Source organism: Jannaschia halovivens (assembly GCF_046452375.1).
Taxonomy (GTDB): Bacteria; Pseudomonadota; Alphaproteobacteria; order Rhodobacterales; family Rhodobacteraceae; genus Jannaschia; species Jannaschia halovivens.
Window position 1 is genome coordinate 1,405,366 of the sequence record NZ_JBKFDJ010000001.1, and the last position, 26,243, is coordinate 1,431,608.

Consider the following 26,243-nt stretch of genomic DNA (forward strand, 5'->3'; position numbering starts at 1 on the left):
CGGACGGCCACCCGAACGCCTCGGCCCGTCGCCCGCGCGACCCAGATAAGGACCGTCAGAATGACAAATGTCGTGATCGCCTCCGCTGCCCGGACCCCCGTCGGCTCGTTCCTCGGCGCCTTCGCCAACACGCCCGCCCACGATCTCGGGACGGCCGTCATCGAAGAGGTCGTCGCCCGCGCCGGTGTCGATAAATCCGAAGTGTCCGAGACGATCCTGGGTCAGGTCCTGACCGCCGCGCAGGGCCAGAACCCCGCACGCCAGGCCGCGCTGAACGCGGGTCTGCCGCAGGAGGCGTCGGCCTGGGGCATCAACCAGGTCTGCGGCTCGGGCCTGCGCGCCGTGGCCCTGGGCGCCCAACACATCCAGCTTGGCGACGCGGCCATCGTCATCGCCGGCGGGCAGGAGAGCATGTCGCTCAGCCCCCATGCGCAGGCGATCCGCGCCGGTCAGAAGATGGGCGACATGAAGCTGGTCGACACGATGATCAAGGACGGCCTCTGGGACGCGTTCAACAACTATCACATGGGCCAGACCGCCGAGAACGTCGCCGAGAAGTGGCAGATCAGTCGCGATCAGCAGGACGAGTTCGCCGTCGCCAGCCAGAACAAGGCCGAGGCCGCGCAGAAGGCCGGCCGCTTCGCCGACGAGATCGTGGGTTTCACCGTAAAGACCCGCAAGGGCGACATCGTCACCGATCAGGACGAGTATATCCGCCACGGCGCCACCATGGACGCCATGCAGAAGCTGCGCCCGGCCTTCACCAAGGATGGCTCGGTGACCGCGGCCAACGCGTCGGGGCTGAACGACGGAGCGGCGGCCACGCTCCTGATGTCAGCCGATGACGCAGAGAAGCGCGGGATCGAGCCGCTGGCCCGCATCGTCTCCTACGCGACCGCCGGGCTCGACCCGACGATCATGGGCGTGGGCCCGATCTATGCCTCGCGCCGGGCGCTGGAAAAGGCGGGCTGGAAGGTCGACGACCTCGACCTCGTCGAAGCCAACGAGGCCTTCGCCGCGCAGGCCTGCGCCGTGAACAAGGACATGGGCTGGGATCCGTCGATCGTGAACGTCAACGGCGGCGCCATCGCCATCGGTCACCCGATCGGCGCGTCGGGCGCACGGGTGCTCAACACGCTCCTGTTCGAGATGAAGCGTCGCGACGCCAAGAAGGGCCTCGCCACGCTCTGCATCGGCGGCGGCATGGGCGTCGCGCTCTGCGTCGAGCGTCCCTGAACGGAACCGGGAGCGGGTCTCGACCCGTTCCCTTTCCATGTCGGACACCGAACATGAGGACCGGGCGCGCCCGCCCGGCGCGCCCGACTACGCGCAGCTCGTCTTCTCGGGCGGCGGGCTGCGGTGCTTCTGGCATGGTGGCTGGATGGAGGCGGCATCGAAGGACGTCTCCTTCGCGCCCGAACGGATCACCGGGGTGTCGGGCGGCGCGTTGTCGGCGGCGGCCTGGCTGGCCGGAAACGAGCACCGGCTCTTCGACCGTTTTGCGCGTGCCCTGCGGCAGACGGACACCAATGCCACGCTCGGCGATCTCGACACCGATGACGGGCGCACGCCGCATCAACGAGTCTACGAGGCCATCGTCGCGGACGTGATCGACGGGGACGCGCAGGCGCGCATCGCCGACGGCCCGGCCTTCCAGATCAGCATGGCGACGACCGGCGACAGCCATGCGGCACTGCTGCGTGCTCTGGCCGCGGGCACGCTCTACCAGGTCGAGCAGGCGGTCGCGCCGACACCACGGCCGCGTCTTTCGAGGGCGGCCGGCATCGAACAGCGCCTGATCGATGCCCGCGCGGCCGCGCAGGGCGGCACCCTCGTTGACCTGATCCGCATGGCCGCCACCGTGCCGCCCGCCTTCCGGCCCGACGAGTGGGAGGGCGAGCCGATCTATGACGGCGGCATGGTCGACAAGGCCCCGATGCCCTCGCCTGACCGGGGCCGTACGCTGGTTCTGCTGACCAAGCGGTTCGGTGACCTTCCGGATGACGATGATCGCATCGACTACGTCCAGCCGAGCCAACCGGTCCTGTCAGGCTCCAAGCTCGACTTCACCGACCCGGACCTCCTGCGTGAAGCGTGGGAGCAGGGTTCGGAGGATGGACGACGCTGGCGAAACAAGATTACCTAGACCAAACGGAGGAGGAAACATCATGTCCCGTATCGCACTCGTCACCGGCGGCAGCCGGGGGATCGGCGCCGCCATTTCGAAGGCTCTGAAGGACCAGGGGGCCACGGTTGCCGCAACCTATGCCGGCAACGACGAACGCGCGAAGCAGTTCACCGACGAGACCGGCATCAAGACCTATAAGTGGGACGTGGCCGATTACGACGCCTGCAAGGCGGGCATCGCGCAGGTCGAGGGTGATCTGGGCCCGGTCGACATCCTCGTGAACAACGCGGGCATCACCCGCGACGCGCCGTTCCACAAGATGACGCCCGAGCAGTGGCACGAGGTCATCGGCACGAACCTGAACGGCGTCTTCAACATGACGCACAACGTCTGGGGCGGAATGCGCGAGCGGAAGTTCGGGCGCATCGTCACGATCAGCTCGATTAACGGCCAGAAGGGCCAGTTCGCGCAGGCCAACTATGCCGCGACGAAAGCCGGAGATATCGGTTTCACGAAGGCCCTGGCGCAGGAGGGTGCGCGGGCCGGGATCACGGTGAACGTCGTCGCACCCGGCTACATCAACACCGACATGATGAGCACGATCCCCGAGAAGGTCATGGACAGCATCGTCGGCGCGATCCCGGTGGGTCGCCTCGGCGAGGCCGAGGAGATCGCGCGCTGCGTCGCGTTCCTCACCTCGGACGATGCGGGCTTCGTTACCGGATCGACGATCTCGGCCAATGGTGGCCAGTACCTCGCCTGAGGCGAGATCACGGTCCGGCTCCGAACCGGTCGGCTTATGAAAAAAGAAGGCCCGGTCCCGCGATGGGACCGGGCCTTTTCGGTCGAACCGGAGGCCGTGGGCTTCGGTGGGACCGCGGGTCAGGCGGTGCGGACGTGACCTGTCGCGACCCAGCGCGGCAGGCGGAACGTCAGCAGCGCGCGGAAGGCGGCGGCGCGCTCGGTGCGGGCACGGGCGAAGGCTTCATCATAGGTGCGGGTGGTATGCGTCTCGAACATGGCAGGTATTCCTTATGCGGCAAGATTTCTGTCTTGGTTCTTATATGGCGCCCCGAAACCAAACCAACAAACGAGACTTTCACGGCATTCAGTTAAGTGATACTTGACTGATATGACCGATCGCCTCCCCCCTCTGACCGCCTTGCGCGCGTTCGACGCTGCCGCCCGGCACATGTCCTTCCAGGATGCCGCGGGCGAATTGAACGTCACCCCGGCCGCGCTGTCGTTCCAGATCAAGTCGCTGGAGGAGCATCTCGGCGCGCCGCTGTTCCATCGCCTCAACCGCCGGGTGGAGTTGACCGAGGCGGGGATCGCACTCGCCCCGCAGACGACCGAGGGGTTCCAGACGCTGACGGCCGGGTGGCGCGCCGCCAAGCGGGTGCTCGACAGCGGCATCCTGACGGTCACCGCCGGTCCCGCGTTCACAGCCAAATGGCTGGCGCCCCGCCTCTTTCACTTCGCACAAGGGCACCCGGAGGTGGAGCTGCGCTTCGCGGCCACGCTTCGGACGCTGGATTTCGCCACCGACGACGTCGATATCGCGATCCGCTTCGGCCCGACCGAAACGGCGACGGACCCGAAGCTGCACGAGGCGCTGCGCATCGCGGAATGGGTCACGCCGATGATGCATCCCGATCTCGCGGCGCGGTTTCCCACACCCGCCTCGCTGCGCGATGCGACGATCATCTTCGACGACTCGATCGCCTTCCTGCGCAGTTCGGTCAGTTGGGAGGACTGGTTCGCGGCCTGCGGGATCGAGGCGGGTGACCTGCACGGACCTCGCTTCAGCCAGGCCGATCACGCCATCGACGCCGCGCAGGCGGGCGCGGGCGTGGTGATGGGCCGGGTGTCGCTGGCCGAGGCGGCACTGCGACAGGGCCAGCTCGTGGCACCGTTCGAGGTGGCGCTGGTGCCCCGCGCCGACTTCCGTGTGCTCTGTCCCAAGGGGGCCGAGACGCGGCCGAATACCCGCGCGTTCCTCGACTGGCTACGGGGCGAGCTTCAACGAATGGAAGACCACACCAAGGGCCGCCGCATGATCATGGCCCAATGACAAACGGCCCGCGCGGGGTGTCCGCGCGGGCCGTCGGTCTCGGGTCGGGTCGCGGTCAGTTGACCGGCGATGCGCTCAGACGCTCGATCTGCTGCTTGATGGCCAGCTTTCGCTTCTTCAGCTCGGTCAGCGCGATGCTGTCCACACCGGGAGCGCGCGATTCGGTCTCGACCTGTTTCGAGAGGTCCTCGTGCTTCTTCCGCAATTCCTGAAGGTGCGAATTGAGCGACATGGCGATCTCCTCTCCAATGATATGACATCTGCATGACACCACGGCGCGGCCCCGCCTGTCACGCGGTTTCCGCTGGGTCAGGCGACATGCTGCCTCGAATTCGAGCCAAATCGGCGGCAACGCGCGGCGATGCGGCGGCCCGTGCGACATGTCGCAGCACTATTCGGATACGGCGATCCCGTTGTCCCGCATCGCCGCCCGCGCGAGGAACAGGTCCCGCTGGGCCACCATCATCCGGCGCGGCAGGATTCCGATGGATCCTTCGAGAACCGAGATGTTTGCGTCCAGCACGAAGCAGTCTATATCCTCGCCGTCCAGCAAGGCGGTGGCGAAGGCGATGATCGTGGGGTCGTTGGTCCGGAGCAATTCGCGCATCATCGGACAGCTATGTGCGCGCTCCGCGCTTGTCGAGACGGGACCCCATGACAGACACACCTCCCCACGCCCGCCTGACGGCCGCCCTGTCCGAAGACATGGCGGCGGTGGGCGATCTGATCCGCGACCGGATGGCGTCGGAGAACGCGCCGCGCATACCCGAAGTGACGGCGCATCTGGTCGAAGCGGGCGGCAAGCGGGTGCGTCCGCTGATGACCGTGGCCTGCGCGCGGATGTGCGGCTACGAGGGCACCGACCACATCAAGCTCGCCGCGACGGTCGAGTTCATCCACACCGCGACGCTGCTGCATGACGACGTCGTCGACGAGAGCCGTCAGCGGCGCGGCCGACCGACGGCGAACCTGCTCTGGGACAATCAGTCGAGCGTGCTGGTGGGCGACTACCTCTTCGCGCGCAGCTTCCAGCTGATGGTCGAGACGGGCTCGCTGAGGGTGTTGGACATCCTCTCGGGCGCGGCGGCAACGATCGCCGAGGGGGAGGTGCTGCAACTGACGGCGGCGCGGAACCTCGCGACGACGGAGGAGACCTATCTGAAGGTCGTGCGCGGCAAGACGGCGGCCCTGTTCGAGGCGGCGGCACAGGTCGGCGGCGTGGTCGCGGGCGTGCCGGACGCGCAGGAGCAGGCGCTGGCCCGCTTCGGCGACGCGTTGGGCGTCAGCTTCCAGATCATGGACGACTGGCTGGATTACGGCGGCGCGGGCGACGGGATCGGCAAGAACCTCGGGGACGATTTCCGCGAGGGCAAGCTGACCCTGCCGGTGATCCGGGCGCTGGCCCGGAGCGATGACGCCGAGCGGGCGTTCTGGCGCGACGCGCTGGAGCGGGGGAAGTCCGAGGATCTGGACCGCGCGCGCACCATTCTCGACCGCCACGGCACGCTGGAGGAGACGCGCGTCGAGGCGCTGGCCTGGCGCGACCGCGCGCGGGCGGCGCTGGCCGAACTGCCGGCCTCCGATCTGCGCGAAATGCTTGGCGACCTGGCCGATTACGTGGTCGCGCGGGCGCTCTAGCGCAGCGTCGCCGCCCGGACCCACCAGCCGGTCCGGTCGAGTGCCGCCGCCGCCGCGTCGGCCGCCGCCCGGTCGGGCCAGAGCCCGAAGCAGGTGGCCCCCGACCCCGACATCCGCGCAAACCGGGCGCCGTGACCCCTGAGCGCAGCAAGGACATCCGCGATGCCCGGCGCGACCCGGAGCGCCGGCGGTTCCAGATCGTTGCGCTGGCCCCCGAGCCAGTCCGTCAGCCCATCGGCATCTGGAAAAGACGGCAGCACGCCATGGCCGGACTGGTCGACCCGCTCGAGCGCCGCGAAGACGGCCCCCGTCGGCGCAGGAAGCCCCGGGTGGATCAGCACCGCATGGAGCGGCGGCAGACCGAGCGGCTGGATGGTCTCGCCGATGCCCGACATGCGCGCGGCGCGCGCCACCATGCAGACCGGCAGATCGGCCCCGAGCGTGAGAAGAGCGTCGGTCTCGAGGGTCGCGCCCACCAGGCGCAGCGCCGCCGCAGCATCGGAGGATCCGCCGCCGATGCCGCCCGGATGGGGCAGGTTCTTCGTCAGCGTGACATGGCGCGGCGCATCGGCGAGCGCCAATGCGCGGCGCACGAGATTGGCCCCGCCCGTCGGGACACCTGCCGCGAACGGCCCCTCGACCGTCAGGCCGTCGCCCGGCGCGACCGTCAGGACGTCGCCCAGATCGGCAAACGCCACGATACTGTCGAGCAGGTGATAGCCGTCGGCGCGGCGGCCCGTGACGTGGAGCGTGAGGTTGACCTTGGCGGGCGCGAAGCCCGCCGCAGGGTGAGGCGCCACGGCGATCAGTCCTGCGCGACCCCGATCGGCCCCGCGCCGCCCTCTTCCTCGAGTACGACATCCAACCCGACCTCGAGCTTGCGGCGGATGCGCTCGACCTGTTCCTGCGGGTCGAGGCTCAGGGCACGCTGCCATTGGAACCGCGCCTCGCGCTTGCGCCCGACGGTCCAGTAGACATCGCCCAGATGGTCGTTGATCAGCGGATCGGTCGGCCGGAGCTGGACCGCCCGCTCCATCGGCGCGACCGCCTCGTCGTAGCGGCCGAGGCGGTAGAGCACCCAGCCGAGGCTGTCGGTGATGTAGCCGTCATCGGGCCGCGCCTCGACCGCGCGTTCGATCATACCCAGCGCCTCGTCGAGCTTGATGCGCTTCTCCACCAGACCGTAGCCGAGATAGTTCAGCACGCTCGGCTGATCGGGATTGAGTTCGAGCGCGCGGCGGAAATCTGCCTCGGCCCCGGGCCAGCGATCCAGCCGCTCGCGCGAAATCCCGCGTGCATAGAAGGCGAACCAGTCGCGCGGTCCCACCTCTTCGATCAGGGCGATGGCACGATCATAGGCCTCGACCGCCGGCTCGAACCGCTCGAGACGACGCAGCGTATCGGCATAGGCAGTCCAGACCTCGCGCCGGTCGGGCGTGGTACGGGTCAGGGCGCGCAGCACCTCGACGGCAGCCTCGGACTTGTCGGCGGCGAGGAGCACCTCGGCGCGCGTGATCTCCGCGCCGAAGAAGGCGGGGTGGTCGCGTGGCACCTGCGTCAGCGCGGCATCGGCCAGCGCATATTGCTCCTGCTCCTCCAGAAGCTCGCCGATCAGCACCAGCGCCTCGACGTGGTTCGGGCGCAGGACGCTGGCGGCGCGTGCATTGATGAGCGTGTAGGTCGGGGAGGTCTCGCCCACGAGGATCGCCGCGAGGGTGAAATAGGCTTCGGCCATGCCGTGCTGCGCCGTGGTGATGAAATCCCACGTGACCTCTTCTCCCGCCACGATGCGGGCGGCCAGCGCCTGCAGGCTGGGGCTGTTGGTCAGCGCGTTCGCCGCGTCGAGCAGTTCGGTCGCGTCCTCGGCCCGATCCAGCGCGGCCAGCACCTGCGCATGGGCCTCGACCCCGCGGGTCGTCAGGTTCATGGGGCCGTGTGCGTCGCCGGAGAAGATCTCCTCGGCGGCTTCGAAATCGCCTGCCATAGCAAGGGCATACCCCTTGTGGAGCCACGCGATGGGCGCGAAGCTTTCGCGCGTGGCCAGCTCGTCGAAGGCGGCGACGGCGCCCGGAATGTTGCCCTCGGCGCTCGCGATCCAGCCCTCGAGCAGCCCGTCGAGCAGCGTGCCCCCGACCCCGTCGCCGCCCAAAAGACCGAGCGCCGTCTCGAAATCGCTGTCGCGCAGGGCGCGGATCATCATCGCGTTGTCGGCGAACTGGCTGCTGCCGCCGGTCGCGGCGAGGGCTTCGGCATCGCGGGCGGCGCGGTCCACTTCGCCCAGGACGGAGTGGATGATGACGGCGTTCTCAAGGGTCTGCGGCGTGGCGCCGTCCTTGTCGACCAGCCGGTCGTAATACCGCCCCGCCGCCGCGTAGTCGTTCGAGAACCCGGCGATGCGGGCCGCGAGATACGGTCCCGCCACGTCCTGTGCCTGCGCCATCGGCGCCGCAAGAAGGGTTGCGGCCAAAAGGATCGGTCGGATCATGTCGAGTACCCCTCGGGCGGCGCGCGCCGTCCCGCAAACTGTCTGCCACCGGAGGCCCTGCGGGGGTGCGCCCCGTCCGTCGGCCTGTCCCGTCGAACGGTAGGAGAGCGGGCACGCAGATGCAACGGAACGGGGACCGCAATCGGCAGGTCCCCGCCTCACATCCGCGTCACATGTTGGGATAATTCGGCCCGTCGCCGCCCTGGGGTGTGGTCCAGACGATATTCTGACTGGGGTCCTTGATGTCGCAGGTCTTGCAGTGAACGCAGTTCTGGAAGTTGATCTGGAACCGCGCATCATCGCCCTCGCCCACGAATTCGTAGACCCCCGCCGGACAGTAGCGCGCCGAGGGCCCCGCGTATGTCGGCAGGTTCACCGCGACCGGGATCGACGGGTCTTTCAGCTTGAGATGCGCGGGCTGGCTCTCTTCGTGGTTCGTGAAGGAGAAGGCCACATTGGTCAGCCGGTCGAAGCTCAGCTTGCCGTCGGGCTTGGGGTAGTCGATCGGCTTGTGCTTGGACGCGGGCTCGGTGCTCTCGGCGTCGGACTTGCCATGGGACTGGGTGAAGGGCGACCAGCCCGTCAGGTTGTTGAGCCACATGGACGCCCCGCCCACCGCCATCGATGCCGTCAGGCCGTAATTCGACCAGAGCGGCTTGACGTTGCGCACGCGCTTGAGGTCCTTGCCGATTGGGCCGGACCGGACTTCGGCATCGTAGGCGTCGAGCGTATCGCCCTCGCGCCCGGCCAGGATGGCCTCATGCGCCGCCTCGGCCGCCGTCTTGCCGGACAGCATGGCGTTGTGGTTGCCCTTGATGCGGGGGACGTTGACCATGCCCGCCGCACAGCCCAGCAGCGTGCCGCCCGGGAACGCCGTCTTCGGCAGCGACTGCCATCCGCCCTCGGTGATGGCACGGGCGCCGTAGGCCACGCGCTTCCCGCCTTCCAGAAGCTCGGCCACCATCGGGTGATGCTTGAAGCGCTGAAATTCCATGTAGGGGAAGACGTACGGGTTCTTGTAGTTCAGGTGGACGACGAAGCCGACATAGACCTGGTTGTTGTCGAGGTGGTAGATGAAGGACCCGCCGCCGGCGTTCTTCCCCAGCGGCCAGCCCATCGTGTGGACCACCTTGCCGGGGCGATGCTTCTCGGGATCGATTTCCCAGATTTCCTTCATCCCGAGGCCGTATTTCTGCACGTCGGCATCGGCGGCGAGGTCGAAGCGCTCGATCACCTGCTTGGAGAGCGAGCCGCGCACGCCCTCGCCCAGCATGACGTACTTGCCGTGCAGCTCCATGCCCGGCTCGTAGCCATCGCCCTTGGTGCCGTCGGGGTTCAGTCCGAACTCGCCCGCGACGACGCCCTTCACCCGGTCGCCGTCATAGACCAGCTCCGAGCAGGCCATGCCGGGGAAGATCTCGACGCCGAGCGCCTCGGCCTGTTCGGCCATCCAGCGGCAGACATTGCCCATCGAGACGACGTAGTTGCCGTGGTTGTTCATCAGCGGCGGCATCGCGGCGTTGGGCACGCGGACGCGCCCCTCCTCGCCCAGGACGTAGAAGCTGTCGGAGGTGACGGGCACATCGAGCGGCGCGCCCTTGTCCTTCCAGTCGGGCATCAGCGCGTCGAGCCCCACCGGGTCCAGCACCGCACCCGACAAGATATGCGCGCCGACCTCGGAGCCCTTCTCCAGCACGACCACCGACCGCTCGGGGTCCAGCTGCTTGAGACGGATCGCGGCCGACAGGCCCGCGGGGCCCGCGCCAACGATAACGACGTCGTATTCCATGGCTTCGCGTTCGGTCTGATCGGTCATGTCGGGCCACTCTCGGGTCGGTTTCGGCAAGTTGCGAATGGGTATGGGGATGGGTGACGTGCGGGTCAATCGTGACGCAGCGGTTTGTCGCGGGGCGGCAAGGCCGGGGGTTTCACACCCCCGGACCCCCGTGAGGTATTTCGGGCCAGAGGATGAAGAGCAACGGCACATTAAGATTAACGGCGCGCCGCGTTAACCATCCTGGCCCGTGGGGCCCCTCCGTCGGAACGGCCGAAGTCGGTGTGCGACCGACGAAGTCCAGCGCCCCGCGCCCGGCATCAGCTTGGCGGCACGGGCAACGGGGCGCCGTCCCCTGGCGCGGCCATCGGCCCCTCGGCCTGTTCCGCGCGCCAATCCTGCGCCGGCCATCCCTAAGGTTCCGTTACCGGGTCCGTTCCTCTGGCCGGAAATACCTCGGGGTGCGGGGCAGAGTCCCGCGCCTGCCCTCGCCACCCGCGCGATCCTCCGCTAACAGGGCGCGACCCGTTCCCCGGAGGCCGCCATGACCCCCTTCCGCATCGTCCTGATCCTGCTTTGCGTGGCCGGCATCGTGCTGCCGATGCGTTATTTCCTGCCGTGGCTCGCAGCCAATGAGTGGGACCTGATGGCGATGGTCGATGCGTGGCATGTCAACGACGCGAGCTCCGGTCTCGTCTGGGACCTGACCGTAGCGGCGCTGACCCTGACGGTCTGGTGCATCTGGGAGAGCGTCCGCACCCGACGCTGGATCGGCCTTCTCGCCATTCCGGCCACCTATTTCGTCGGCGTGTCTTTCGGCCTGCCGCTCTATCTTCTGCTGAGACGCGCCTGATGGATCACTTCCTTTACAACGGCGGCATCCTTCATGCCGAGGACGTCCCCCTCCCCGAGATCGCGCGCGCGGTCGGCACGCCCGCCTATGTCTACTCGGCCGCCACGCTTCTGCGGCATTACACGCTCTTTGACGAGGCGCTGGCCTGGGGGCCGCATCTCGTCTGCTACGCCGTCAAGGCCGCGAGCAACGTCGCCATCCTGAAGCTCCTGGGCGATGCGGGGGCGGGCATGGACGTGGTCTCTGAGGGCGAGTACCGCCGCGCCCGCGCGGCGGGTGTGCCGGGCGACCGGATCGTCTTCTCGGGCGTCGGCAAGACGGAAGGCGAGATGCGCCACGTTCTCGCTTCGGGTGTGCGCCAGATCAACCTCGAGAGCGAACCCGAGATGCGGCTCCTGTCGCGGGTGGCCACCGAGATGGGGCTCGATGTGCCGGTCACCGTGCGCGTCAATCCCGATGTCGACGCCAAGACCCACGAGAAGATCGCCACCGGGCGCTCGGACGACAAGTTCGGCATCCCCATCGCCCGCGCCCGCGCCGTCTATGCCGAGATCGCGGCGCTGCCCGGCCTGCGCGTCGTCGGCATCGACGTGCATATCGGCTCGCAACTGACCGATCTCGACCCGTTTCGCGCCGCCTACCGCAAGGTCGCGGACCTGACCGAGACGTTGCGCGCGGAAGGCCACACGATCGAGCGGTTGGATCTCGGTGGCGGCCTCGGGATCCCCTATGCGCGCTCGAACCTCGCGCCGCCGGTGCCGCTCGAATACGGCCGCGTCATCCAGGAGGAGGTCGGCCATCTGGGCTGCGAGATCGAGATCGAACCGGGGCGCCTGATCGCGGGAAATGCGGGCATCCTCATGGCCTCGACAATCTTCGTGAAGGCTGGCGAGACGCGCGATTTCCTGATCCTCGACGCGGCGATGAACGACCTCATCCGGCCCGCGATGTACGGCGCGCATCACGATATCGTTCCGGTGGTCGAAGCCGCCCCCGGCGCCGAGACCCGGCCCTTCGACGTGGTCGGACCGGTCTGCGAAAGCGGCGATACCTTCGCCAAGGGGCGCGACATGGTGCCGCCCCGCGCAGGCGACCTCGTGGCGTTCCGGAGCGCCGGCGCCTACGGTGCGGTCATGTCCAGCGAGTACAATTCGCGCCCGATGGTCCCGGAGGTGCTCGTGCAGGGCGATCAATACGCGGTGATCCGCGCGCGCCCGACCTTTGACGAGATGATTTCGCGCGATACCATACCGGAATGGCTCTCGGACGCTTAAGTCGAGGGTCCCGGATGCCGGCGGAGGCGCCCTTTTGGCCGAGACCCGACCCACCGATGCGCCCGACGCGCGACTGCGGCGCCAGCTCCGGCTGACCCATGCGGGCCTCTGGGCCGAACGGGTGACGCGCGCATTCTGGCCCGCCTGGACCGCCGCGTTCATCGGGCTTGCGGCCTATGCCAGCGACTTGGTGCCCCCGCTTTGGGAGTGGAGCCTGATCGGCGCCTGCTCGGCCCTCGTTCTGGTGCTGGCGGGCCTCGGGCTGCGCGGCTTTCACGCACCGACCCGCGCCGAGGCGCGCGCGCGGCTCGACGCGACCCTGCCGGGGCGCCCGATCGCGACGCTTGCCGACGATCAGGCGATCGGCGGGTCCGATCCGCAGTCACAGGCCGTCTGGGCCGCCCATCGCCGCCGGATGGCCGCGCGGCTGGACGGCGCGAAGGCGGTGGCCCCAGATCTCAGGGTCTCGGACCGCGACCCTTACGCGACACGCTACATGGCGCTGACGCTTCTGGCGGTGGCGCTTCTCTTCGGGACGCTCTGGCGGCCGCCCGCGCCGGTGAACGTATCCGGCGGCGGCGAGGCGCAGGCCGCGGGTCTGACCTGGGAAGGCTGGCTCGAGCCGCCGCGCCATACCGGCCTTCCGACGCTCTACCTGGCCGATATTGCACCGGGCGAGGTCGAGGTGCCCGAGGGCACGCGCGTGACCCTGCGCCTCTACGGCACGGTGGGCGCGCTATCGGTGAGCGAGACCGTGTCGGGCCGCGACGTCGTCGACCCGACCGAGGCGATGCAGGATTTCATCGTCACGCAATCGGGCACGCTGGCGATCGACGGCACCGCCGATGCACCGGTCTGGACGTTGACCGCGCTGCCGGACGCGGTCCCCGAGATCGAGGTCGCGGGCGAAGCGGGGTTCGACTATCCCGACCAGATGACCCTGCCCTGGGCCGCGCGCGACGACCACGGCGTGACCGGCGCGCAGGTGGTGATCGCGCTGGACCGCGCCGCCGCCGATCGCAGTCACGGGCTTGCCGCCGATCCCGACCCCCGCGATCCGGTCGAGCTGGACCTCGCCCTGCCGATCACCGGCGACCGGACCGACATCCGCGAGGTCTTCCGCGCCGACCTGACCGAGCATCCGCTGGCGGGCATGCCGGTCGAATTGACGCTCGAGGCCGCCGATGCCGCCGGTCAGACGGGGCAGAGCACGGCGCGCATCGTCCTGCCCGCACGGCCCTTCTACGATCCGGTTGCGTCCGCGCTGGTCGAGCAGCGGCGCGACCTTCTCTGGGCCCGGTCCAACGACGCGCGGGTGACGCGCCTGCTGCGGGCAATGACGTGGAAGGCGGATGATACCTTCGACAATCCGCCCGCGTTCCTGATCGTCCGGATGGCGATCCGGCGGCTCGCGGCGGCCGAGACGCTGGACGCGGCGACGCAGGACGAAGTGGCCGCGATGCTCTGGGAGGCGGCGATCAGGCTGGAGGAGAACAGCCTCGATTCCGCGCTCGAACGTCTGCGCCAGGCGCAGGAGCGGCTGTCCGAGGCGATCCGTCAGGGCGCGCCGCCCGAGGAGATCGCGCGCCTGATGGACGAGATGCGCGACGCGATGGACGACTATACCCGCCAGCTGGCGCAGCAGGACCCGCAGCAGGGTCAGCAACAGCAGCAGGCGCAGGGCGAGATGCAGGAGGTCACGCCCGACATGCTCGAGGAGATGATGCGCCGCATCGAGGAGCTGATGGAGCAGGGCCGGACCGCCGAGGCGCAAGAGCTTCTGCGCCAGCTTCAGGAGATGATGGAGAACATGCAGGTCACCCAGGGCCAGGGTGGCGGCGAGGGAGAACCCGGCGAGGGCGAGCAGGCGATGCAGGATCTTCGCGACAGCCTGCGCGAGCAGCAGGGCCTTTCGGACGAAGGCTTCCGCCAGCTTCAGGAGCAGTTCAACCCCAACGCGCAGGCCGGCGAGGGTCAGCAGAATGAAGGTCCCAACGGCGGCCAGGGACGCGGCACCGAACACAGCCAGACCGGTCCGCGACAGGGTCAGCCCGGCCAGCAGGAGGGGCAGGAGCCGGGCGAGGGCCAGGGCGGCCAGGCCCAGTCGCAACAGCCCGGCGGCCAGTCCCAGAACCCGAGCGCGGGCGGCGGCGCGGGCGATCTCGCGGCCCGGCAGGAGGCGCTGCGGCGCGGGCTGGAGCAACTCCGCGAGAACATGCCGGGAGGCGGCAGCGAGGCAGGCGAGGCCGCGCGCGACGCGATCGGCCGGGCCGAGGACGCGATGCGCCGGGCCGAAGAGGACTTGGGTCGCGGCAGCCTCGGCGAGGCGCTCGACGATCAGGCGGAGGCGATGGATGCGCTACGCGACGGCATGCAGGAACTGGGCCGCGCCATGGCCGAGGAGCGCCAGCAGGGCAATCCGGGCGAGGGCGAAGGTCAGGCGGCGACGCCGGGCGGCGGCGCGTTCGACCGCGATCCGTTGGGCCGCCAGTCCGGCCAGGGTGGGCGCCTCGGGACCGACGAGAGCTTTCTCAACGGCCCTGACGCCGCACGGCGCGCCCGCGACCTGATGGACGAGATCCGGCGACGCTCGGGCGAACGCGACCGACCCCAGTTGGAGCTCGATTACCTGCGGCGATTGCTGGAGCGGTTCTGACGTCGGTCAGGCGTCGGGCGCGATCCGGTCCACCAGGGCCTCGGCCCCGGTCTCGAGCGCGATCCGCTGGGCATCCACGAAGCTGACGTACCCGTCGAGTGCGGCTGCGGCCTGCGGCACCGCGGCGGCGATGGCATCGGCGAAAATATACACTCCGACGAAGGCCAGGATTATGAGGCCGACTGTCAGGAACCCGATGCGGAACCCGCTCCGGGCCTGGGGGGCCGTCTGGGCATGACCGGCGGCTTCCGCCGCGGCAGCCTCGGCTTCGAGCGCACGTTCATCGGGGCGGAGCGAGGAGTTGATTTCCTCGATGTCCGGCAACAACTCCCGGCGGGTCGAACGCGCGGGGGCGGGACCGGCAGGATCGGCAACCTCGGGGTCCGCGTGCGCGGCGGCCGGATCGTCATAGGGGCCGTCATCCGTGTCGGCCGCGTCGCGCAGCGCCTCGGCGATGGCGTCGTCGGTGCCGTCATCCGGCGCGGCGGCGTCGTCGCGCGATGCGGGGGGGTCGGCTTCCAGCGGATGATCCGGGCCCTCGGTCTCGACGGTGTCGTCGCGGGCGCGGGCGACCGTGGCGGCGGCAGCCATGCGCGCGCGCTCGGCGGCCGCCCGTTCGCGCGGATCGCCGTCGTCCCCGGGAACGGCCTCGACGTCGGATGGCTGCGTCGCCGGATCGGTGTCCGGCCCTTCGGACGCCACTTCGGCGCCGGCGGTCGCGCGGGCACGAATGCGGTCCTCGCGGTCGCGCTCGGCCTGGAGGATGTCGCGGGTGTCGCCCTCGGCCATCCGGCGGGGCTCGGGTGCGGCGGCCTTCGGGACGGCCCCGGATGCGGCGGCGGCGGTGTCCGCCTCGGGGGCGCGTCGTCCGGGGCGGCGGACCGCGCGCTCCTCGACGGCGGTGGCCTGCCGCGCGCGGCCGTCCTGGAACCAGGTCGTGCCGCAGTTCGAGCATTGCACATCCCGTCCGCCGGACGGGATCATGTCATCCGCCACCTCGTATTGGGCGCTGCAATTTGGACAGGTGATACGCATGGGCCGGGGGCCGGTTCCTTGGGCTAATCGTGTACAATCACCGTCACCGCGCCCCATTGGTCCCTGCCTGTCAACCCCCGTGGCCCGGCGCGCCCCGGCAGGACGGGTCCGCCTGTGCTCCCACGGGGACAGACCCGCGCGATTGCGTCGAGATTGTGGCTGGGGCAGAAGGTCGCCGAGCAGGGGAGCGGCGGTGTGATCGAGCTTGAGGGCGCAGAATACGGCTATGGCGGCGCGGCTCTCCTTTCGGATCTGAGCCTGACGCTGGCGCCGGGATCGTTCCACTTCCTGACCGGACCTTCGGGCGCAGGCAAGACCACGCTCCTGAAGCTCTGCTACGGCGAATTGAAGCCGACACGCGGCACCGTGCGGATCGACGGGCGCGACACGCGGAGCCTCGGGCGGGACGGGTTGGCGCGGATGCGACGTCGGATCGGCGTGGTGCACCAGGATTGCCAGTTCCTCGACCATCTGCCGCTGGCCGGGAACGTCGCCCTGCCCCTTCAGGTCACGGGCCAGGATGTCGCGCGGGCCGATGTCGACCAGCTTCTGGGCTGGGTCGGGCTGGGCCAGCGTGCCGATGCCGCACCGCAGGAGCTGTCGGGCGGCGAGCGCCAGCGCGCGGCGCTGGCCCGCGCGGTCATCATGGACCCCGACATCCTGATTGCCGACGAGCCGACGGGAAATATCGACTGGGAGATGTCGCAACGCCTGCTGGGTCTGCTGGCCGAGCTGAACAAGCTGGGCAAGACCATCGTGGTCGCGACCCACGACCTCGCGCTGATCCGGGCGGCGAAGCCGTTGGTGCCCGCCCGCGTCCTGCGGCTGGCAGGTGGGACGTTGGCGGCGGCGGGGGCCGAGCTTTGACGTCGCTTCGCACGATGCTGGACCTCGTCATCGGCGACCGCGCCGCCGACCGCGTCGTGCCGCCGACCGGGCATACGGTCTGGCTGACGGTGCTGACGGCGGGCGCGATGGCCTTCCTCGCGGTCTTCGCGCTGGCCCTGTCGCTGGCCACCGGCCGGCTGGCGCAAAGCTGGGGCGAAAGCCTTGCCCAGGCGGCGACCGTGCGCGTGTCGGCCCCGGCCGACCAGGCCGACGCGCAGACCGATGCGGTGATGGCGATCCTCGTGACCACACCGGGCGTGGCCTCCGCCCGTGTCCTCACCGAGGACGAGCAGGCCGCGCTTCTGGAGCCGTGGCTGGGCCCCGACCTGCCGCTCGACCGGCTGCCCCTGCCCCGGCTGGTGGAGCTGGTGGGGACCGACGCGCTCGACCGCGAGGGGCTGCGTCTGCGGCTGGCCGCCGAGGTGCCGGGCGCCGCACTCGACGACCACACGCGCTGGCGGCAACCGCTGGTCACCGCAGCGGAGCGCCTGCGCCTGCTCGGCTGGACCGCGCTCGCACTGATCGGCGGCACGATGGCGGCGATGGTTACGCTGGCCGCGCAGGCCGCACTGGCCGCGAACCGTCCCGTGATCCGCGTCCTCCGCCTCGTGGGGGCGCGCGACGCCTATGTCGCGCGCGCCTTTACCCGCCGCTTCACGCTCCGCGCGTTGATCGGTGCGGTCGTCGGCACGGTGCTGGGCGTCGCTGCCATTGCCGCCCTGCCCGCCGCCGATGCCGCGGGCGGGTTCCTGACGGGGCTCGGCTTTCGCGGGGCGGGCTGGCTTCTGCCACTGCTGATCCCGCCGCTGGCCGCGATCGTGGCCTTCCTTGCGACACGACGCGCGGCCTTTCGCGCGCTGGCCGGTTTCGAGTAGGGGTCCGGGATGCAATATTTCCGCTCGCTGATCTTCAATGTCGCCATGTACGCCTGGATGCCGATCTGCGGGCTGATCTACCTGCCGCGGATGATCGCCTCGCCCGATGGCGCGCGTCGCGCGATGGACGTCTATGCCAATACCACGCTCAAGATGCTCGAGGCGATCTGCGGGCTGTCCTGCGAGTTGCGCGGCACGCCTCCGTCGGGGGGCCTCCTCGTGGCGGCCAAGCACCAGTCGTTCCTCGACGTGATTCTTCTCTGGTCGGCGGCACCGCGCGGGTTCTTCATCATGAAGTCGATCCTGGCCTATGCGCCGGTGCTGGGCCAATACGCGCTGCGCGTCGGCTGCGTGCCGGTCCAGCGCGGCAAACGGGGCGAGGCGATCAAGCGGATGCTGGCCGAGATCCGGTCGGGCAAGCGCGAGGATGGCCAACTCCTGATCTATCCGCAGGGCACGCGCGTCGCTCCCGGCGCGACGCGGCCCTACAAGGTCGGGACCTTCGCGCTTTACGAGCAGCTCGGGCAGACCTGCGTGCCCGTGGCGACCAATGTCGGAGTGTTCTGGCCCAAGCGCGGGCTTCTGCGAAAGCCGGGGCGCGCGGTGATGGAATTCCTCGAACCGATCCCGCCGGGTCTGGGCCGGGCGCAGTTCATGGCGCTGCTGGAGGAACGGGTCGAGGGCGGCTCCAATCGCCTGATGGCCGAGGCCGGGTTTCCCGTGGCGCAGCATCCGACGCTCGAAGGCGACCCGGTGGCCGACGCCGCCCATGACGTCGCTCAGGAAAAGACGTAGGCCCAGACGCCGCCCACGGCGAGCTGTGCCGCCACGAGGCCGGCCAGCAGGCCGCGCAGCCAGACCGAGCGGAAGCGGGTCCAGCACAAGGCGGCAAGCCCGACGACCAGCACCACCTCCAGCGGCGCGATCCAGCCCGCGTGGTGATTGCCGTCCCAGTAGCTGAACGGCGAGGCGAAGATCCAATCTGTCAGCGGCCAGAAATGGGCCCGCCCATCATCATGGTGCAGCGGGAAATCCAGTGCGAGGTGCAAGAGGCCCGCCCCTGCCCCGGCGATGAGCCACGGCAGTCCGCGCCAGAGCCCCAGCACCAGGAGAAGCCCCCAGACGAAGACCGAGTTGTCGACCGCGAAGACCGCTTGCCATTCGGGCGAGTAGTAGAGCTCGCCGAAGACCCGCTCCGCCGGGATGCCCCAGGCCAGCGCACCTCCCGCCAGAAGATAGAGGGACAGGTCGGGGATCAGGGCTCCCACCAAAGCCGCCGCGGTGACGCGGGGCCGACCGGGCTTGCCGAAGGCGGCCAGACCGATGATGAGATGGGCCGGGGTGTTCACGCGCCCACGGCTGACGGGAGGTTCGCGCCATGGCAAGGGCGATCATGGTGCAGGGGGCGGGGTCGAATGTCGGCAAGTCGATGCTCGTCGCCGGGCTCTGCCGCCATTTCGCGCGGTCGGGCCTGCGGGTGCGCCCCTTCAAGCCGCAGAACATGTCCAACAACGCCGCCGTCACCGCCGATGGCGGCGAGATCGGGCGCGCGCAGGCGTTGCAGGCGCTGGCCGCGGGCGTCGAGCCGGTGGTCGACATGAACCCCGTCCTCCTCAAGCCCGAGACCGAGACAGGCTCGCAGGTCATCGTGCAAGGCCGCAGGCTGGCGACGGTGAAGGCCCGCGACTATGCCGCACTGAAGCCGCAACTGCTGGACGCGTGCCTCGACAGCTTCCGGCGCCTCGCCGCGACATGCGACCTCGTGATCATCGAGGGCGCGGGCAGCCCCGCCGAAATCAACCTGCGCGCGGGCGACATCGCCAACATGGGCTTCGCCGAGGCGGCGGGCGTCCCCGTGATCCTGGCGGGCGATATCGACCGCGGCGGCGTGATCGCGCAGCTCGTAGGGACGAAATCCGTGCTCGACCCGGCCGATGCGGGTCGGATTACGGGCTTCCTCGTCAACAAGTTTCGCGGCGACGTCAGCCTCTTCGACGAGGGGACGCGCCAGATTGCAGCCCGCACCGGCTGGGCGCCGCTCGGGACCGTGCCGTGGTTCGCCGACGCCCACCGCCTGCCCGCCGAAGACATCCTCGACATTCGCTCCGCGCCGCGCGACGGCGCCTTCCGCATCGTCGTCCCCCGCCTGAACCGGATCGCAAATTTCGACGATCTCGACCCGCTCTCCGCCGATCCAGCACTCTCGGTCGAGATCGTGCCGCCGGGTCGGCCCCTCCCTGTTTGCGACCTCGTGCTGATCCCCGGCTCGAAGACCACGATCGCCGATCTCGACGCGCTCCGCGCCGAGGGCTGGGATATCGACATCGCCGCCCATCGCCGCCGGGGCGGGCATGTGCTGGGCATCTGCGGGGGCTACCAGGTGCTGGGTCGGACCCTCTCGGACCCCGAGGGGCTGGAGGGTGCGCCGCGGACGGTTCCGGGCCTCGGGCTTCTGGACGTCGAGACGGTCATGCGCCCCGAGAAGCACCTCGCACGGGTGCGCGCGACCGACACCGCCAGCGGGACCGAGGTCACGGGTTACGAGATCCATCTGGGCGAAACCACCGGCCCGGACACGGCGCGCGGCTGGCTCATGCGTGACGGCACGGCCGTCGGTGCCGCCAGCCCCGATGGCCGCGTCCTCGGATGCTACCTCCACGGGCTGTTCGCGGGCGACGCCTTCCGCGCGGCCTTCCTGTCGCGCCTCGGGGCCGGCCCGAGCGACGGGCCCTACGCAGCGGGTGTCGAGGCCACGCTCGACGCGCTGGCCGAGCACCTCGCGGGGGCCCTCGACATGGACGCGATCCTGTCGCTGGCCGGGCCGGTCTGACAGGACGTTTGTCAAGACGCGCCCGCGTGTTACCCTCCGGCCAAGCCGCAATCCTGCCCTTTCGGAGAATCCACCCCCATGCGCCGCATCCTGTCCGTCCTCGCCCTGGCCCTGTCGGCCACGGCGACCCCCGTCCTCGCCGCCCAATGCATCACCAGCCAAGGCCAGTTCGGCAACTACAAGGCGGGCCTCGCGCAGCAGGCGGCCGCGTCCGGCGTGGGCCAGCGCGGCCTCCAGGCCCTTCAGAACGCACAGCTTTCCGGGATCACCTGGCGGTTCGAATCGAACCCGGCCAGCCAGTCGGGCGTGGCGCAGGGAAACCCCGCGACCTTCCTCGCCAAGCGCTCCGGCAGCTCGGCGGAGGCGTTCATCAACCAGGTCCAGCGCAAGATCAACGCGAACCCCAACACCTTCGCCGCCATCGAACGCAGCTACGGCGTGCCCGGCTCGATCCTCGCGACGATCTGGGGGCTCGAGACGTCCTGGGGCGGCTATACCGGCCGCACGCCGATCGTCGACGGGGCGATAACGCTCGCCTCCTATTGCCGCCGCCATCCTCGCTTCGAGAGCCACGCTATCGCCGCACTGCAACTGGCGGATCGCGGCGTCATCAACTCGGGCACGCAGGGCGGCCCATCGGGCGAGCTGGGTCATATGCAGTTCCTCGCCGGGAACTGGGCGCGATTCGGCGTGGACGCCAATGGCGACGGCCGCGCCGATCCCTACAACGCGGTCGACGCCCTGGCCTCGGCGGCGAACATGCTGCGCGCGAACGGCTGGCGCGCCGGTCAGCCCTTCGGGCAGGGCACGGCGAACTTCAACGTCCTCTCGGCCTGGAACGACAGCGGCAACTACCAGCGCGCCATCGCCTATGCGGCCGAACGGGTGCGATGACCGGCGACGCGGGCGCTAGCGTGCTGATGGCGCGCCGTTGTTCTGCGAGCGCCTAGAGCCGAATCCTTTACGGAGCAACGTCCCAAGGTCGAATTCCCAATCGGACCGCCGGACACGTTCGCGGGCGAAACTCTCGGTGTGCGGGCGGCGGGACTCGAACCCGCACGGGCCAGGCCCCTCAGATTTTAAGTCTGGTGTGTCTACCATTCCACCACGCCCGCATGGCTCTCGCCTAGCGGGCGGGCGGGGGCGTTGGCAAGCGGGTCAGAGCTCGATCTCGTCTCCGCCCGGCCCCGGTTCCATCGTCAGGAAGTGCCGCTCCGACAACCACGGGTTCAGCGCGACGGCCTCGCGGATGGCGTCCTGTCCCTCGCCGATACGACCCATCGAGATCAGCGTCAGACCCTTGCCCGCGATCGCAGCCACGTGCCGGGGGCTCAGCGCGATGGCGCGGTCGAGATCCGGCAGAGCCGTCGCGAACTCGCCGCGCAGGAAATTCGCGAAGGCGCGCTGGTTGTAGCCCTCGGCATAGTCCGGGCAATATTCCACGAGCGCATCGAACGCGATCAGCGCGCCAACGAGATCGAAGGACGCGCGCCGGTCCATGCCTTCGTCGAGAAGCGCCTGCGCCTCGGCGTCCGGGGCCTTGGTCCAGAGCGCCCACATCGCCGCCGAGACGGGGCGGACCGCCATCTCGTTCGGGGCGGCTTGCGCCTCGGCCACGAGCGCGTCCATCGGGGCGCTGATATCCGGTGCGGCGGGGCAGTCGGCCAGGGCCGGGGCCGCGAGCGGAAGAAGGCAGAGGGTCAGGATGCGCATGGCCCCCACGGTGACGCGTCAGGCGGCCACGTCAAGTCATACGGGCGTGACCGTTACTGGTTCGCGGTGTCGACCGGCGTGTCGGGCCGGATGCGCTTGCCCACGCTGGAGAAGGCGGGCGTGCGGGCGAATTCGCCTACCAGCACGTCCAGTTCGGTCTCCATCACGGCGGCGAGGCTGACGGATTGCCCCTCCCATTCGGCCTTGGCCGAGATCACGGAGATCAGGCGGATTTCGCCGTCGAACACGGCGAAGACCGGTGCACCCGAGGCGCCGAAATCGACCGAACAGCTCAGTACGAGGATGTCGTCGTCCCGTGTGAGGATCGTGCAGGCCTCCTCGCGCGAAGGGGCGTCGGCGCGGTCGCGGGCATAGCTGACGACCTGAACCGTCTGGCCCGCACGAACCCGGAGCTGGGTGCGGAACGGCTTGACGTGGCCGCTGCGGACGGGCCGGTCCAGCTCGAGCAGGGCTAGGTCCGAGCCGACCCGGCCGAGGCGGTTGGCATCGGCGAAGTCGTATTCGGGATGCAGGACGATGCGACGGATGCCGCGATAGGCTTCGGCCCGCCCGAAGCGCAGCCCGGCCTGGAACTCGATGGTAGAGGGCTCGATGCGTTCGCCCGTCTCCTTGTCGTACATGCAATGGGCGGCGGTGATGACGACGTCCGAGGTCACGAGCGACGCGGTGCAGAACCCCCGATCCCCAAGGTTCAGCCGCCCCACCGCCTCCCAGCCGCGGGTGGCGTCAGCGGTGCTGAGGGTCTCGAGCATCCCGTCTGCCCCGGCTGGCGCAAGCGCGGCGGCCCACAGCGTGACGGCGGCGAGCGCGGTTCGGATCGTGGTCATCATGGAATGGTCGTCCCCGGAATGTGTCGGAGCCAACCTGGGGGGTGAGTCGGGCATGGCCGGGGCCGCACCGGTCTCGTTTCGGGACCAATCCGCGACGAATCCGCCTTATTGTGTCAGGGATCGGGCCTCTGGGGGCGGATCGTCCCGTTTCCGCCATGATCCACGTGCCGGTGCGCGTGACGTCCTGCGGCCGGGTGAGATACTCGGGATGGGCGGCGGCGCGCCGAAGCTCTGCCTTGCGGCGACGATCAGCGCAGACGCGGCGGTGCGGCGGCGCGCGGAGCGCCCGGGTCGTGCGCGGCGATGGCGGGCGGCACCGGCCCGCCGGTCGCCCAGTCGAGCAATTCGACCGTATGCACCACGGGCACCGAGGCCGCGCCGCCGATCTGCATCATGCAGCCGATATTCCCCGCCGCGATCACGTCGGGCTGCCGCTCCTCCAGCGTCGCCACTTTTCGGCGTTTCAACTCGCCCGAGATCTCGGGCTGCATAAGGTTGTAGGTTCCCGCGCTGCCGCAGCAGAGATGCGCGTCGCGCGGCTCGAGCACCGTGAACCCCGCCCGCTTCAGTAGGTCCTTCGGCGCGCCCTTGATCTGCTGGCCGTGCTGGAGCGAGCAGGCCGCGTGATAGGCGACCTGCATCGGCCCCGCCCCCGCATCCTCGGGCACGCGCCCTGTGGGCACGCCGCCGACGCCGTCGCGGGCGGGGCGCGGCGGTGTCACGTAGTCGCGATCGGTGCCCATCAATTCCAGCAGCACCTCGGACACGTCACGCGCGATGGCCGAGACCGCGGCGGCCTTCTCGGCCAGCGGATCGTTGCGGAACATGTGGCCGTAATCCTTCACCGTCGTCCCGCAGCCCGAGGTGTTGATGACGACGGCGTCCAGCCCCTCGCCCGCCATCTCGCGCGACCACGCCTCGATGTTGCGCGCGGCGAAGGCATGACTCTCGTCGGTCTTGCCCATGTGATGCGTCAGCGCCCCGCAGCAGCCCATGCCCTCGGGGATCACCACTTCGGCCCCGAGCCGCGTCAGGAGCCGGATCGTCGCGTCGTTGATGTCGGTGTTCAGCGCCTTCTGCGCACAGCCCGTCATCAGCGCCACGCGCATCTTCCGCTCGGGCACGGCGAAGACCTGCGGGTCGTCGTTGCGGCTGACGGGCGGGATCGTCTTCGGCGCCATCGCCAGCATCGCCTTCAGGCGCGCATCCGGCATCAGGAACGCGAAGGGCTTGCCGATCTTCGCCCCGAGCAGCGCCACGCGAAACCGCGTCGGATAGGGCAGGATGCGCGAGAGCGTCCAACGCAGCAGCCGGTCCATCAGCGGGCGCTTGTAGGTCTTCTCGATATGCTCGCGGGCGTGGTCGACCAGATGCATGTAATGCACCCCCGACGGGCAGGTCGTCATGCAGGCCAGGCAAGAAAGGCAGCGGTCGATATGCTTGACCGTCTTGGCATCGGCCGGACGGTCGTTCTCCAGCATGTCCTTGATGAGGTAGATGCGGCCCCGCGGGCTGTCGAGCTCGTCGCCCAGCACCTGGTAGGTCGGACAGGTCGCCGTGCAGAACCCGCAATGCACGCAGGTCCGCAGGATCTCGTTGGAGCGGGCGGTGCTCGGGTCGGCGAGTTGTTCGGGCGTGAATGTGGTTTGCATGTTGGACTCTACGCGAAGAAGAAGGCGAGGAAACCCGCAGCCCCGCCGATGGGGAGCGCTGCGGCGAGGTGCATCGCGCGCGACAGGGTGCGACGGTCGCCTTCGGGCGTGCGATACAGGTAGACCATCGCAGTCAGCGGGGCTGCGGCGAGGGCCGTTCCAACTGCGATCCCGGCCTCGCGCATGATGTCGAAATGGGTGGTGGACGGCACGTGCAGCGCCGCGCGGACGATCAGCGCCGCGCATGTCGCCAGCGCCAAGACGGCGACGATGAGACCGGCGGTGCGGGGCAGCAGCGTCGGCAACCAGAACGCCGCGCCGAAGAGGACCAGCCCGGCGGCGATCTTCATGCGGGAATCCCTTGTGACGCTTTCGGCCTGGTCATGCATGCTCCGGTGCGCCCGCAGAAAAGACGCCGCGCGGGTCGAACTGGACGCGGATGCCCTGTTCCAGCGCGGCGAGCGCGGGCGGCTGAACCGGCGCGTACGCAGGGCCGGTGACGCGGGTTGCATGGGCCCCGAGATCCCCCAGCGCGGCGGGCAGGTCACTGCCCTCGGGGACGCGCAGCCAGACGAGGCCACCGCCCCAGTCGAGCAGCGCCGCCTCGGCCCCCGCCCGCGCGACGACCTCGCCCGCCCGCGACGCGCGCACATGAACGCGCCAGACATCGCCCGCGCCCGCGACGGGCTCGGCATCCCGGATGCCGCGCCAGAGCGCGGTGGAGGCGTCGCCCTCGATCCGCTCGGTGGCACCGAACGGCGTCAGTACCTCGGCCAGCCGCCCCGCACGGTAGTCGACCGACCCCGCCAGCCCTTCCAGCCGGAGCACCGTCTCGCCAGCCTGAGGATCATGGGCCGCGGCGGAGACTTCGAAGGGGGAGGAGAGCGCGGCGGCCATCGCGGTGACGGCGTGGACCTCGTCCAGCCCGTCCAGCCGCAAGGTCGCCTGCGTGGCGGCGGCGGGCAGCACCTTGAAGCTGACCTCGGTGAGAATGCCCAGCGCGCCGCGCGATCCGGCGAGGAGCTTCACGAGATCGTAGCCAGTGACGTTCTTCATCACCCGTCCGCCATTCTTGACGACATGGCCACCACCATCGACGAAGCGCACCCCGATCAGGCTGTCGCGACAGGCGCCCGCCTGCACGCGGCGCGGCCCCGAGACGTTCATCGCGACTGCGCCGCCGATCGTGGGCGTGCCGGACGTGCCCAGAAGCGGGCGATGATCCATCGGCTCGAACGGAAGGCGCTGGCCCTCCGCGGCGAGTGCCGCCTCGACCTCGGCCATCGGCGTGCCCGCACGCGCAACGAGCGTCAGCGCGCCGGGCTCGTAGAGGGTGATGCCCGACAGACCCGCGGTCGTCAGCGCCTCTCCTTCCGCGGGCGCATGGCGCGTGCCGCCGCCCCGGATCGACAGCGGCCCATTGGCCCCGCGCACGATCTCGGCGACGTGGTCTTCGGTTTCGGGTGTCAGCACGTCCGGTCCTTCCTCTGGCCCCAAATACCTCCGCCGGAGGCAAG

Annotated in this window: 26 protein-coding genes and 1 tRNA gene; 13 read left to right on the top strand and 14 right to left on the bottom strand. The window is 69.7% G+C overall.

Going from position 1 to position 26,243, the window contains the following annotated elements:
• The first annotated feature begins 60 nt into the window (after positions 1–60).
• The 3 genes from ACK8OR_RS07160 to phbB are packed head-to-tail and all read left to right on the top strand — an operon-like array spanning position 61 to position 2,891.
• Positions 61–1,236, top strand: a complete 1,176-nt coding sequence (locus tag ACK8OR_RS07160; RefSeq protein WP_410188728.1) for an acetyl-CoA C-acetyltransferase — start codon at positions 61–63, stop codon at positions 1,234–1,236.
• Positions 1,237–1,273: 37 nt separating this feature from the next.
• Entirely contained in the window at positions 1,274–2,146 is an 873-nt protein-coding gene (locus ACK8OR_RS07165; protein ID WP_410188729.1) for a patatin-like phospholipase family protein, read from the top strand.
• Positions 2,147–2,168: 22 nt separating this feature from the next.
• Positions 2,169–2,891 (top strand): acetoacetyl-CoA reductase, encoded by a 723-nt coding sequence (phbB, locus tag ACK8OR_RS07170; RefSeq protein ID WP_410188730.1) that lies wholly within the window; start codon positions 2,169–2,171, stop codon positions 2,889–2,891.
• A 119-nt stretch (positions 2,892–3,010) separates the two neighbouring features.
• On the opposite strand, the gene ACK8OR_RS07175 is transcribed toward phbB, so the two are convergent.
• Positions 3,011–3,148 carry a hypothetical protein gene (locus tag ACK8OR_RS07175; RefSeq protein ID WP_298434626.1) on the bottom strand — a complete coding sequence of 46 codons (138 nt, stop codon included), beginning with the start codon at positions 3,146–3,148 and terminating at the stop codon, positions 3,011–3,013.
• A gap of 112 nt (positions 3,149–3,260) precedes the next feature.
• On the opposite strand from ACK8OR_RS07175, the gene gcvA reads away from it, so the two are divergent.
• On the top strand, positions 3,261–4,202 hold the full coding sequence (gene gcvA / locus ACK8OR_RS07180) for a transcriptional regulator GcvA (protein ID WP_410188731.1): 942 nt from the start codon (positions 3,261–3,263) through the stop codon (positions 4,200–4,202).
• A 55-nt stretch (positions 4,203–4,257) separates the two neighbouring features.
• On the opposite strand, the gene ACK8OR_RS07185 is transcribed toward gcvA, so the two are convergent.
• Positions 4,258–4,434: a YdcH family protein gene (locus ACK8OR_RS07185; RefSeq protein ID WP_298434632.1), complete on the bottom strand. Its 177-nt coding sequence runs from the start codon at positions 4,432–4,434 to the stop codon at positions 4,258–4,260.
• 159 nt (positions 4,435–4,593) lie between these two features.
• The gene (locus ACK8OR_RS07190) at positions 4,594–4,809 is read right to left on the bottom strand and encodes a putative signal transducing protein (protein WP_410189876.1); all 216 of its coding nucleotides are present in this window, start codon (positions 4,807–4,809) and stop codon (positions 4,594–4,596) included.
• Positions 4,810–4,856: 47 nt separating this feature from the next.
• On the opposite strand from ACK8OR_RS07190, the gene ACK8OR_RS07195 reads away from it, so the two are divergent.
• The gene (locus tag ACK8OR_RS07195) at positions 4,857–5,840 is read left to right on the top strand and encodes a polyprenyl synthetase family protein (RefSeq protein WP_410188732.1); all 984 of its coding nucleotides are present in this window, start codon (positions 4,857–4,859) and stop codon (positions 5,838–5,840) included.
• Here ACK8OR_RS07195 and ACK8OR_RS07200 read toward each other — a convergent pair.
• From ACK8OR_RS07200 to ACK8OR_RS07210, 3 genes are all read right to left on the bottom strand, one after another.
• Positions 5,837–6,640, bottom strand: a complete 804-nt coding sequence (locus tag ACK8OR_RS07200; protein ID WP_410188733.1) for a 4-(cytidine 5'-diphospho)-2-C-methyl-D-erythritol kinase — start codon at positions 6,638–6,640, stop codon at positions 5,837–5,839. The genes ACK8OR_RS07195 and ACK8OR_RS07200 overlap by 4 nt on opposite strands.
• Before the next feature lie 5 nt (positions 6,641–6,645).
• Positions 6,646–8,325, bottom strand: a complete 1,680-nt coding sequence (locus ACK8OR_RS07205) for a tetratricopeptide repeat protein (protein ID WP_410188734.1) — start codon at positions 8,323–8,325, stop codon at positions 6,646–6,648.
• Between the two features lie 169 nt (positions 8,326–8,494).
• Complete coding sequence (locus tag ACK8OR_RS07210; RefSeq protein ID WP_410188735.1) at positions 8,495–10,141, bottom strand: electron transfer flavoprotein-ubiquinone oxidoreductase; 1,647 nt, start codon at positions 10,139–10,141, stop codon at positions 8,495–8,497.
• A 502-nt stretch (positions 10,142–10,643) separates the two neighbouring features.
• On the opposite strand from ACK8OR_RS07210, the gene ACK8OR_RS07215 reads away from it, so the two are divergent.
• Genes ACK8OR_RS07215 through ACK8OR_RS07225 form a run of 3 tightly spaced genes read left to right on the top strand, consistent with a single transcriptional unit; the run spans position 10,644 to position 14,882 of the window.
• Positions 10,644–10,952, top strand: a complete 309-nt coding sequence (locus tag ACK8OR_RS07215; protein ID WP_410188736.1) for a DUF2834 domain-containing protein — start codon at positions 10,644–10,646, stop codon at positions 10,950–10,952.
• Positions 10,952–12,226, top strand: a complete 1,275-nt coding sequence (lysA, locus tag ACK8OR_RS07220; RefSeq protein WP_410188737.1) for a diaminopimelate decarboxylase — start codon at positions 10,952–10,954, stop codon at positions 12,224–12,226. Before ACK8OR_RS07215 ends, lysA begins: the two co-directional genes overlap by 1 nt.
• A gap of 34 nt (positions 12,227–12,260) precedes the next feature.
• A complete protein-coding gene (locus ACK8OR_RS07225; RefSeq protein ID WP_410188738.1) occupies positions 12,261–14,882 on the top strand; it encodes a DUF4175 domain-containing protein in 2,622 nt (873 codons plus the stop codon).
• Positions 14,883–14,888: 6 nt separating this feature from the next.
• Here ACK8OR_RS07225 and ACK8OR_RS07230 read toward each other — a convergent pair whose 3' ends face one another.
• Positions 14,889–15,974, bottom strand: coding sequence for a zinc-ribbon domain-containing protein (locus tag ACK8OR_RS07230; protein WP_410188739.1), 1,086 nt, complete (start codon positions 15,972–15,974; stop codon positions 14,889–14,891).
• A 138-nt stretch (positions 15,975–16,112) separates the two neighbouring features.
• On the opposite strand from ACK8OR_RS07230, the gene ACK8OR_RS07235 reads away from it, so the two are divergent.
• Genes ACK8OR_RS07235 through ACK8OR_RS07245 form a run of 3 tightly spaced genes read left to right on the top strand, consistent with a single transcriptional unit; the run spans position 16,113 to position 18,475 of the window.
• Positions 16,113–16,784, top strand: coding sequence for a cell division ATP-binding protein FtsE (locus tag ACK8OR_RS07235; protein WP_410188740.1), 672 nt, complete (start codon positions 16,113–16,115; stop codon positions 16,782–16,784).
• 14 nt (positions 16,785–16,798) lie between these two features.
• Entirely contained in the window at positions 16,799–17,680 is an 882-nt protein-coding gene (locus ACK8OR_RS07240) for a cell division protein FtsX (protein WP_410189877.1), read from the top strand.
• A gap of 9 nt (positions 17,681–17,689) precedes the next feature.
• On the top strand, positions 17,690–18,475 hold the full coding sequence (locus ACK8OR_RS07245) for a lysophospholipid acyltransferase family protein (protein ID WP_410188741.1): 786 nt from the start codon (positions 17,690–17,692) through the stop codon (positions 18,473–18,475).
• Here the strand turns inward: ACK8OR_RS07245 and ACK8OR_RS07250 are convergent.
• The gene (locus ACK8OR_RS07250) at positions 18,460–19,029 is read right to left on the bottom strand and encodes a cobalamin biosynthesis protein CobQ (RefSeq protein WP_410188742.1); all 570 of its coding nucleotides are present in this window, start codon (positions 19,027–19,029) and stop codon (positions 18,460–18,462) included. The two genes, ACK8OR_RS07245 and ACK8OR_RS07250, sit on opposite strands and share 16 nt — an antisense overlap.
• 29 nt (positions 19,030–19,058) lie before the next feature.
• On the opposite strand from ACK8OR_RS07250, the gene ACK8OR_RS07255 reads away from it, so the two are divergent.
• Positions 19,059–20,510 (top strand): cobyric acid synthase, encoded by a 1,452-nt coding sequence (locus ACK8OR_RS07255; RefSeq protein WP_410188743.1) that lies wholly within the window; start codon positions 19,059–19,061, stop codon positions 20,508–20,510.
• A gap of 78 nt (positions 20,511–20,588) precedes the next feature.
• Positions 20,589–21,404: a lytic murein transglycosylase gene (locus ACK8OR_RS07260; protein ID WP_410188744.1), complete on the top strand. Its 816-nt coding sequence runs from the start codon at positions 20,589–20,591 to the stop codon at positions 21,402–21,404.
• 139 nt (positions 21,405–21,543) lie between these two features.
• Here ACK8OR_RS07260 and ACK8OR_RS07265 read toward each other — a convergent pair.
• From ACK8OR_RS07265 to ACK8OR_RS07290, 6 genes are all read right to left on the bottom strand, one after another.
• Positions 21,544–21,625, bottom strand: a tRNA-Leu gene (locus tag ACK8OR_RS07265).
• A gap of 43 nt (positions 21,626–21,668) precedes the next feature.
• Positions 21,669–22,223, bottom strand: coding sequence for a tetratricopeptide repeat protein (locus ACK8OR_RS07270; protein ID WP_410188745.1), 555 nt, complete (start codon positions 22,221–22,223; stop codon positions 21,669–21,671).
• 53 nt (positions 22,224–22,276) lie between these two features.
• Positions 22,277–23,074, bottom strand: coding sequence for a trypsin-like serine peptidase (locus tag ACK8OR_RS07275; RefSeq protein WP_410188746.1), 798 nt, complete (start codon positions 23,072–23,074; stop codon positions 22,277–22,279).
• A 248-nt stretch (positions 23,075–23,322) separates the two neighbouring features.
• Entirely contained in the window at positions 23,323–24,726 is a 1,404-nt protein-coding gene (gene glcF / locus ACK8OR_RS07280; RefSeq protein ID WP_410188747.1) for a glycolate oxidase subunit GlcF, read from the bottom strand.
• A gap of 8 nt (positions 24,727–24,734) precedes the next feature.
• Positions 24,735–25,076, bottom strand: a complete 342-nt coding sequence (locus tag ACK8OR_RS07285; RefSeq protein WP_410188748.1) for a hypothetical protein — start codon at positions 25,074–25,076, stop codon at positions 24,735–24,737.
• Positions 25,077–25,107: 31 nt separating this feature from the next.
• Positions 25,108–26,196, bottom strand: a complete 1,089-nt coding sequence (locus tag ACK8OR_RS07290) for an FAD-binding protein (protein WP_410189878.1) — start codon at positions 26,194–26,196, stop codon at positions 25,108–25,110.
• Between the last annotated feature and the right edge of the window lie 47 nt (positions 26,197–26,243).

Excerpts from the sequence above, each read along its gene's own strand:
- ACK8OR_RS07160 (WP_410188728.1), top strand. The coding sequence starts at position 61 with ATGACAAATGTCGTGATCGCCTCCGCTGCCCGGACCCCCGTCGGCTCG.
- ACK8OR_RS07165 (WP_410188729.1), top strand. The coding sequence starts at position 1,274 with ATGTCGGACACCGAACATGAGGACCGGGCGCGCCCGCCCGGCGCGCCC.
- phbB (WP_410188730.1), top strand. The coding sequence starts at position 2,169 with ATGTCCCGTATCGCACTCGTCACCGGCGGCAGCCGGGGGATCGGCGCC.
- ACK8OR_RS07175 (WP_298434626.1), bottom strand. The coding sequence starts at position 3,148 with ATGTTCGAGACGCATACCACCCGCACCTATGATGAAGCCTTCGCCCGT.
- gcvA (WP_410188731.1), top strand. The coding sequence starts at position 3,261 with ATGACCGATCGCCTCCCCCCTCTGACCGCCTTGCGCGCGTTCGACGCT.
- ACK8OR_RS07185 (WP_298434632.1), bottom strand. The coding sequence starts at position 4,434 with ATGTCGCTCAATTCGCACCTTCAGGAATTGCGGAAGAAGCACGAGGAC.
- ACK8OR_RS07190 (WP_410189876.1), bottom strand. The coding sequence starts at position 4,809 with ATGCGCGAATTGCTCCGGACCAACGACCCCACGATCATCGCCTTCGCC.
- ACK8OR_RS07195 (WP_410188732.1), top strand. The coding sequence starts at position 4,857 with ATGACAGACACACCTCCCCACGCCCGCCTGACGGCCGCCCTGTCCGAA.
- ACK8OR_RS07205 (WP_410188734.1), bottom strand. The coding sequence starts at position 8,325 with ATGATCCGACCGATCCTTTTGGCCGCAACCCTTCTTGCGGCGCCGATG.
- ACK8OR_RS07210 (WP_410188735.1), bottom strand. The coding sequence starts at position 10,141 with ATGACCGATCAGACCGAACGCGAAGCCATGGAATACGACGTCGTTATC.
- ACK8OR_RS07215 (WP_410188736.1), top strand. The coding sequence starts at position 10,644 with ATGACCCCCTTCCGCATCGTCCTGATCCTGCTTTGCGTGGCCGGCATC.
- lysA (WP_410188737.1), top strand. The coding sequence starts at position 10,952 with ATGGATCACTTCCTTTACAACGGCGGCATCCTTCATGCCGAGGACGTC.
- ACK8OR_RS07230 (WP_410188739.1), bottom strand. The coding sequence starts at position 15,974 with ATGGGGCGCGGTGACGGTGATTGTACACGATTAGCCCAAGGAACCGGC.
- ACK8OR_RS07240 (WP_410189877.1), top strand. The coding sequence starts at position 16,799 with ATGCTGGACCTCGTCATCGGCGACCGCGCCGCCGACCGCGTCGTGCCG.
- ACK8OR_RS07245 (WP_410188741.1), top strand. The coding sequence starts at position 17,690 with ATGCAATATTTCCGCTCGCTGATCTTCAATGTCGCCATGTACGCCTGG.
- ACK8OR_RS07255 (WP_410188743.1), top strand. The coding sequence starts at position 19,059 with ATGGCAAGGGCGATCATGGTGCAGGGGGCGGGGTCGAATGTCGGCAAG.
- ACK8OR_RS07260 (WP_410188744.1), top strand. The coding sequence starts at position 20,589 with ATGCGCCGCATCCTGTCCGTCCTCGCCCTGGCCCTGTCGGCCACGGCG.
- ACK8OR_RS07270 (WP_410188745.1), bottom strand. The coding sequence starts at position 22,223 with ATGCGCATCCTGACCCTCTGCCTTCTTCCGCTCGCGGCCCCGGCCCTG.
- ACK8OR_RS07275 (WP_410188746.1), bottom strand. The coding sequence starts at position 23,074 with ATGATGACCACGATCCGAACCGCGCTCGCCGCCGTCACGCTGTGGGCC.
- glcF (WP_410188747.1), bottom strand. The coding sequence starts at position 24,726 with ATGCAAACCACATTCACGCCCGAACAACTCGCCGACCCGAGCACCGCC.
- ACK8OR_RS07285 (WP_410188748.1), bottom strand. The coding sequence starts at position 25,076 with ATGAAGATCGCCGCCGGGCTGGTCCTCTTCGGCGCGGCGTTCTGGTTG.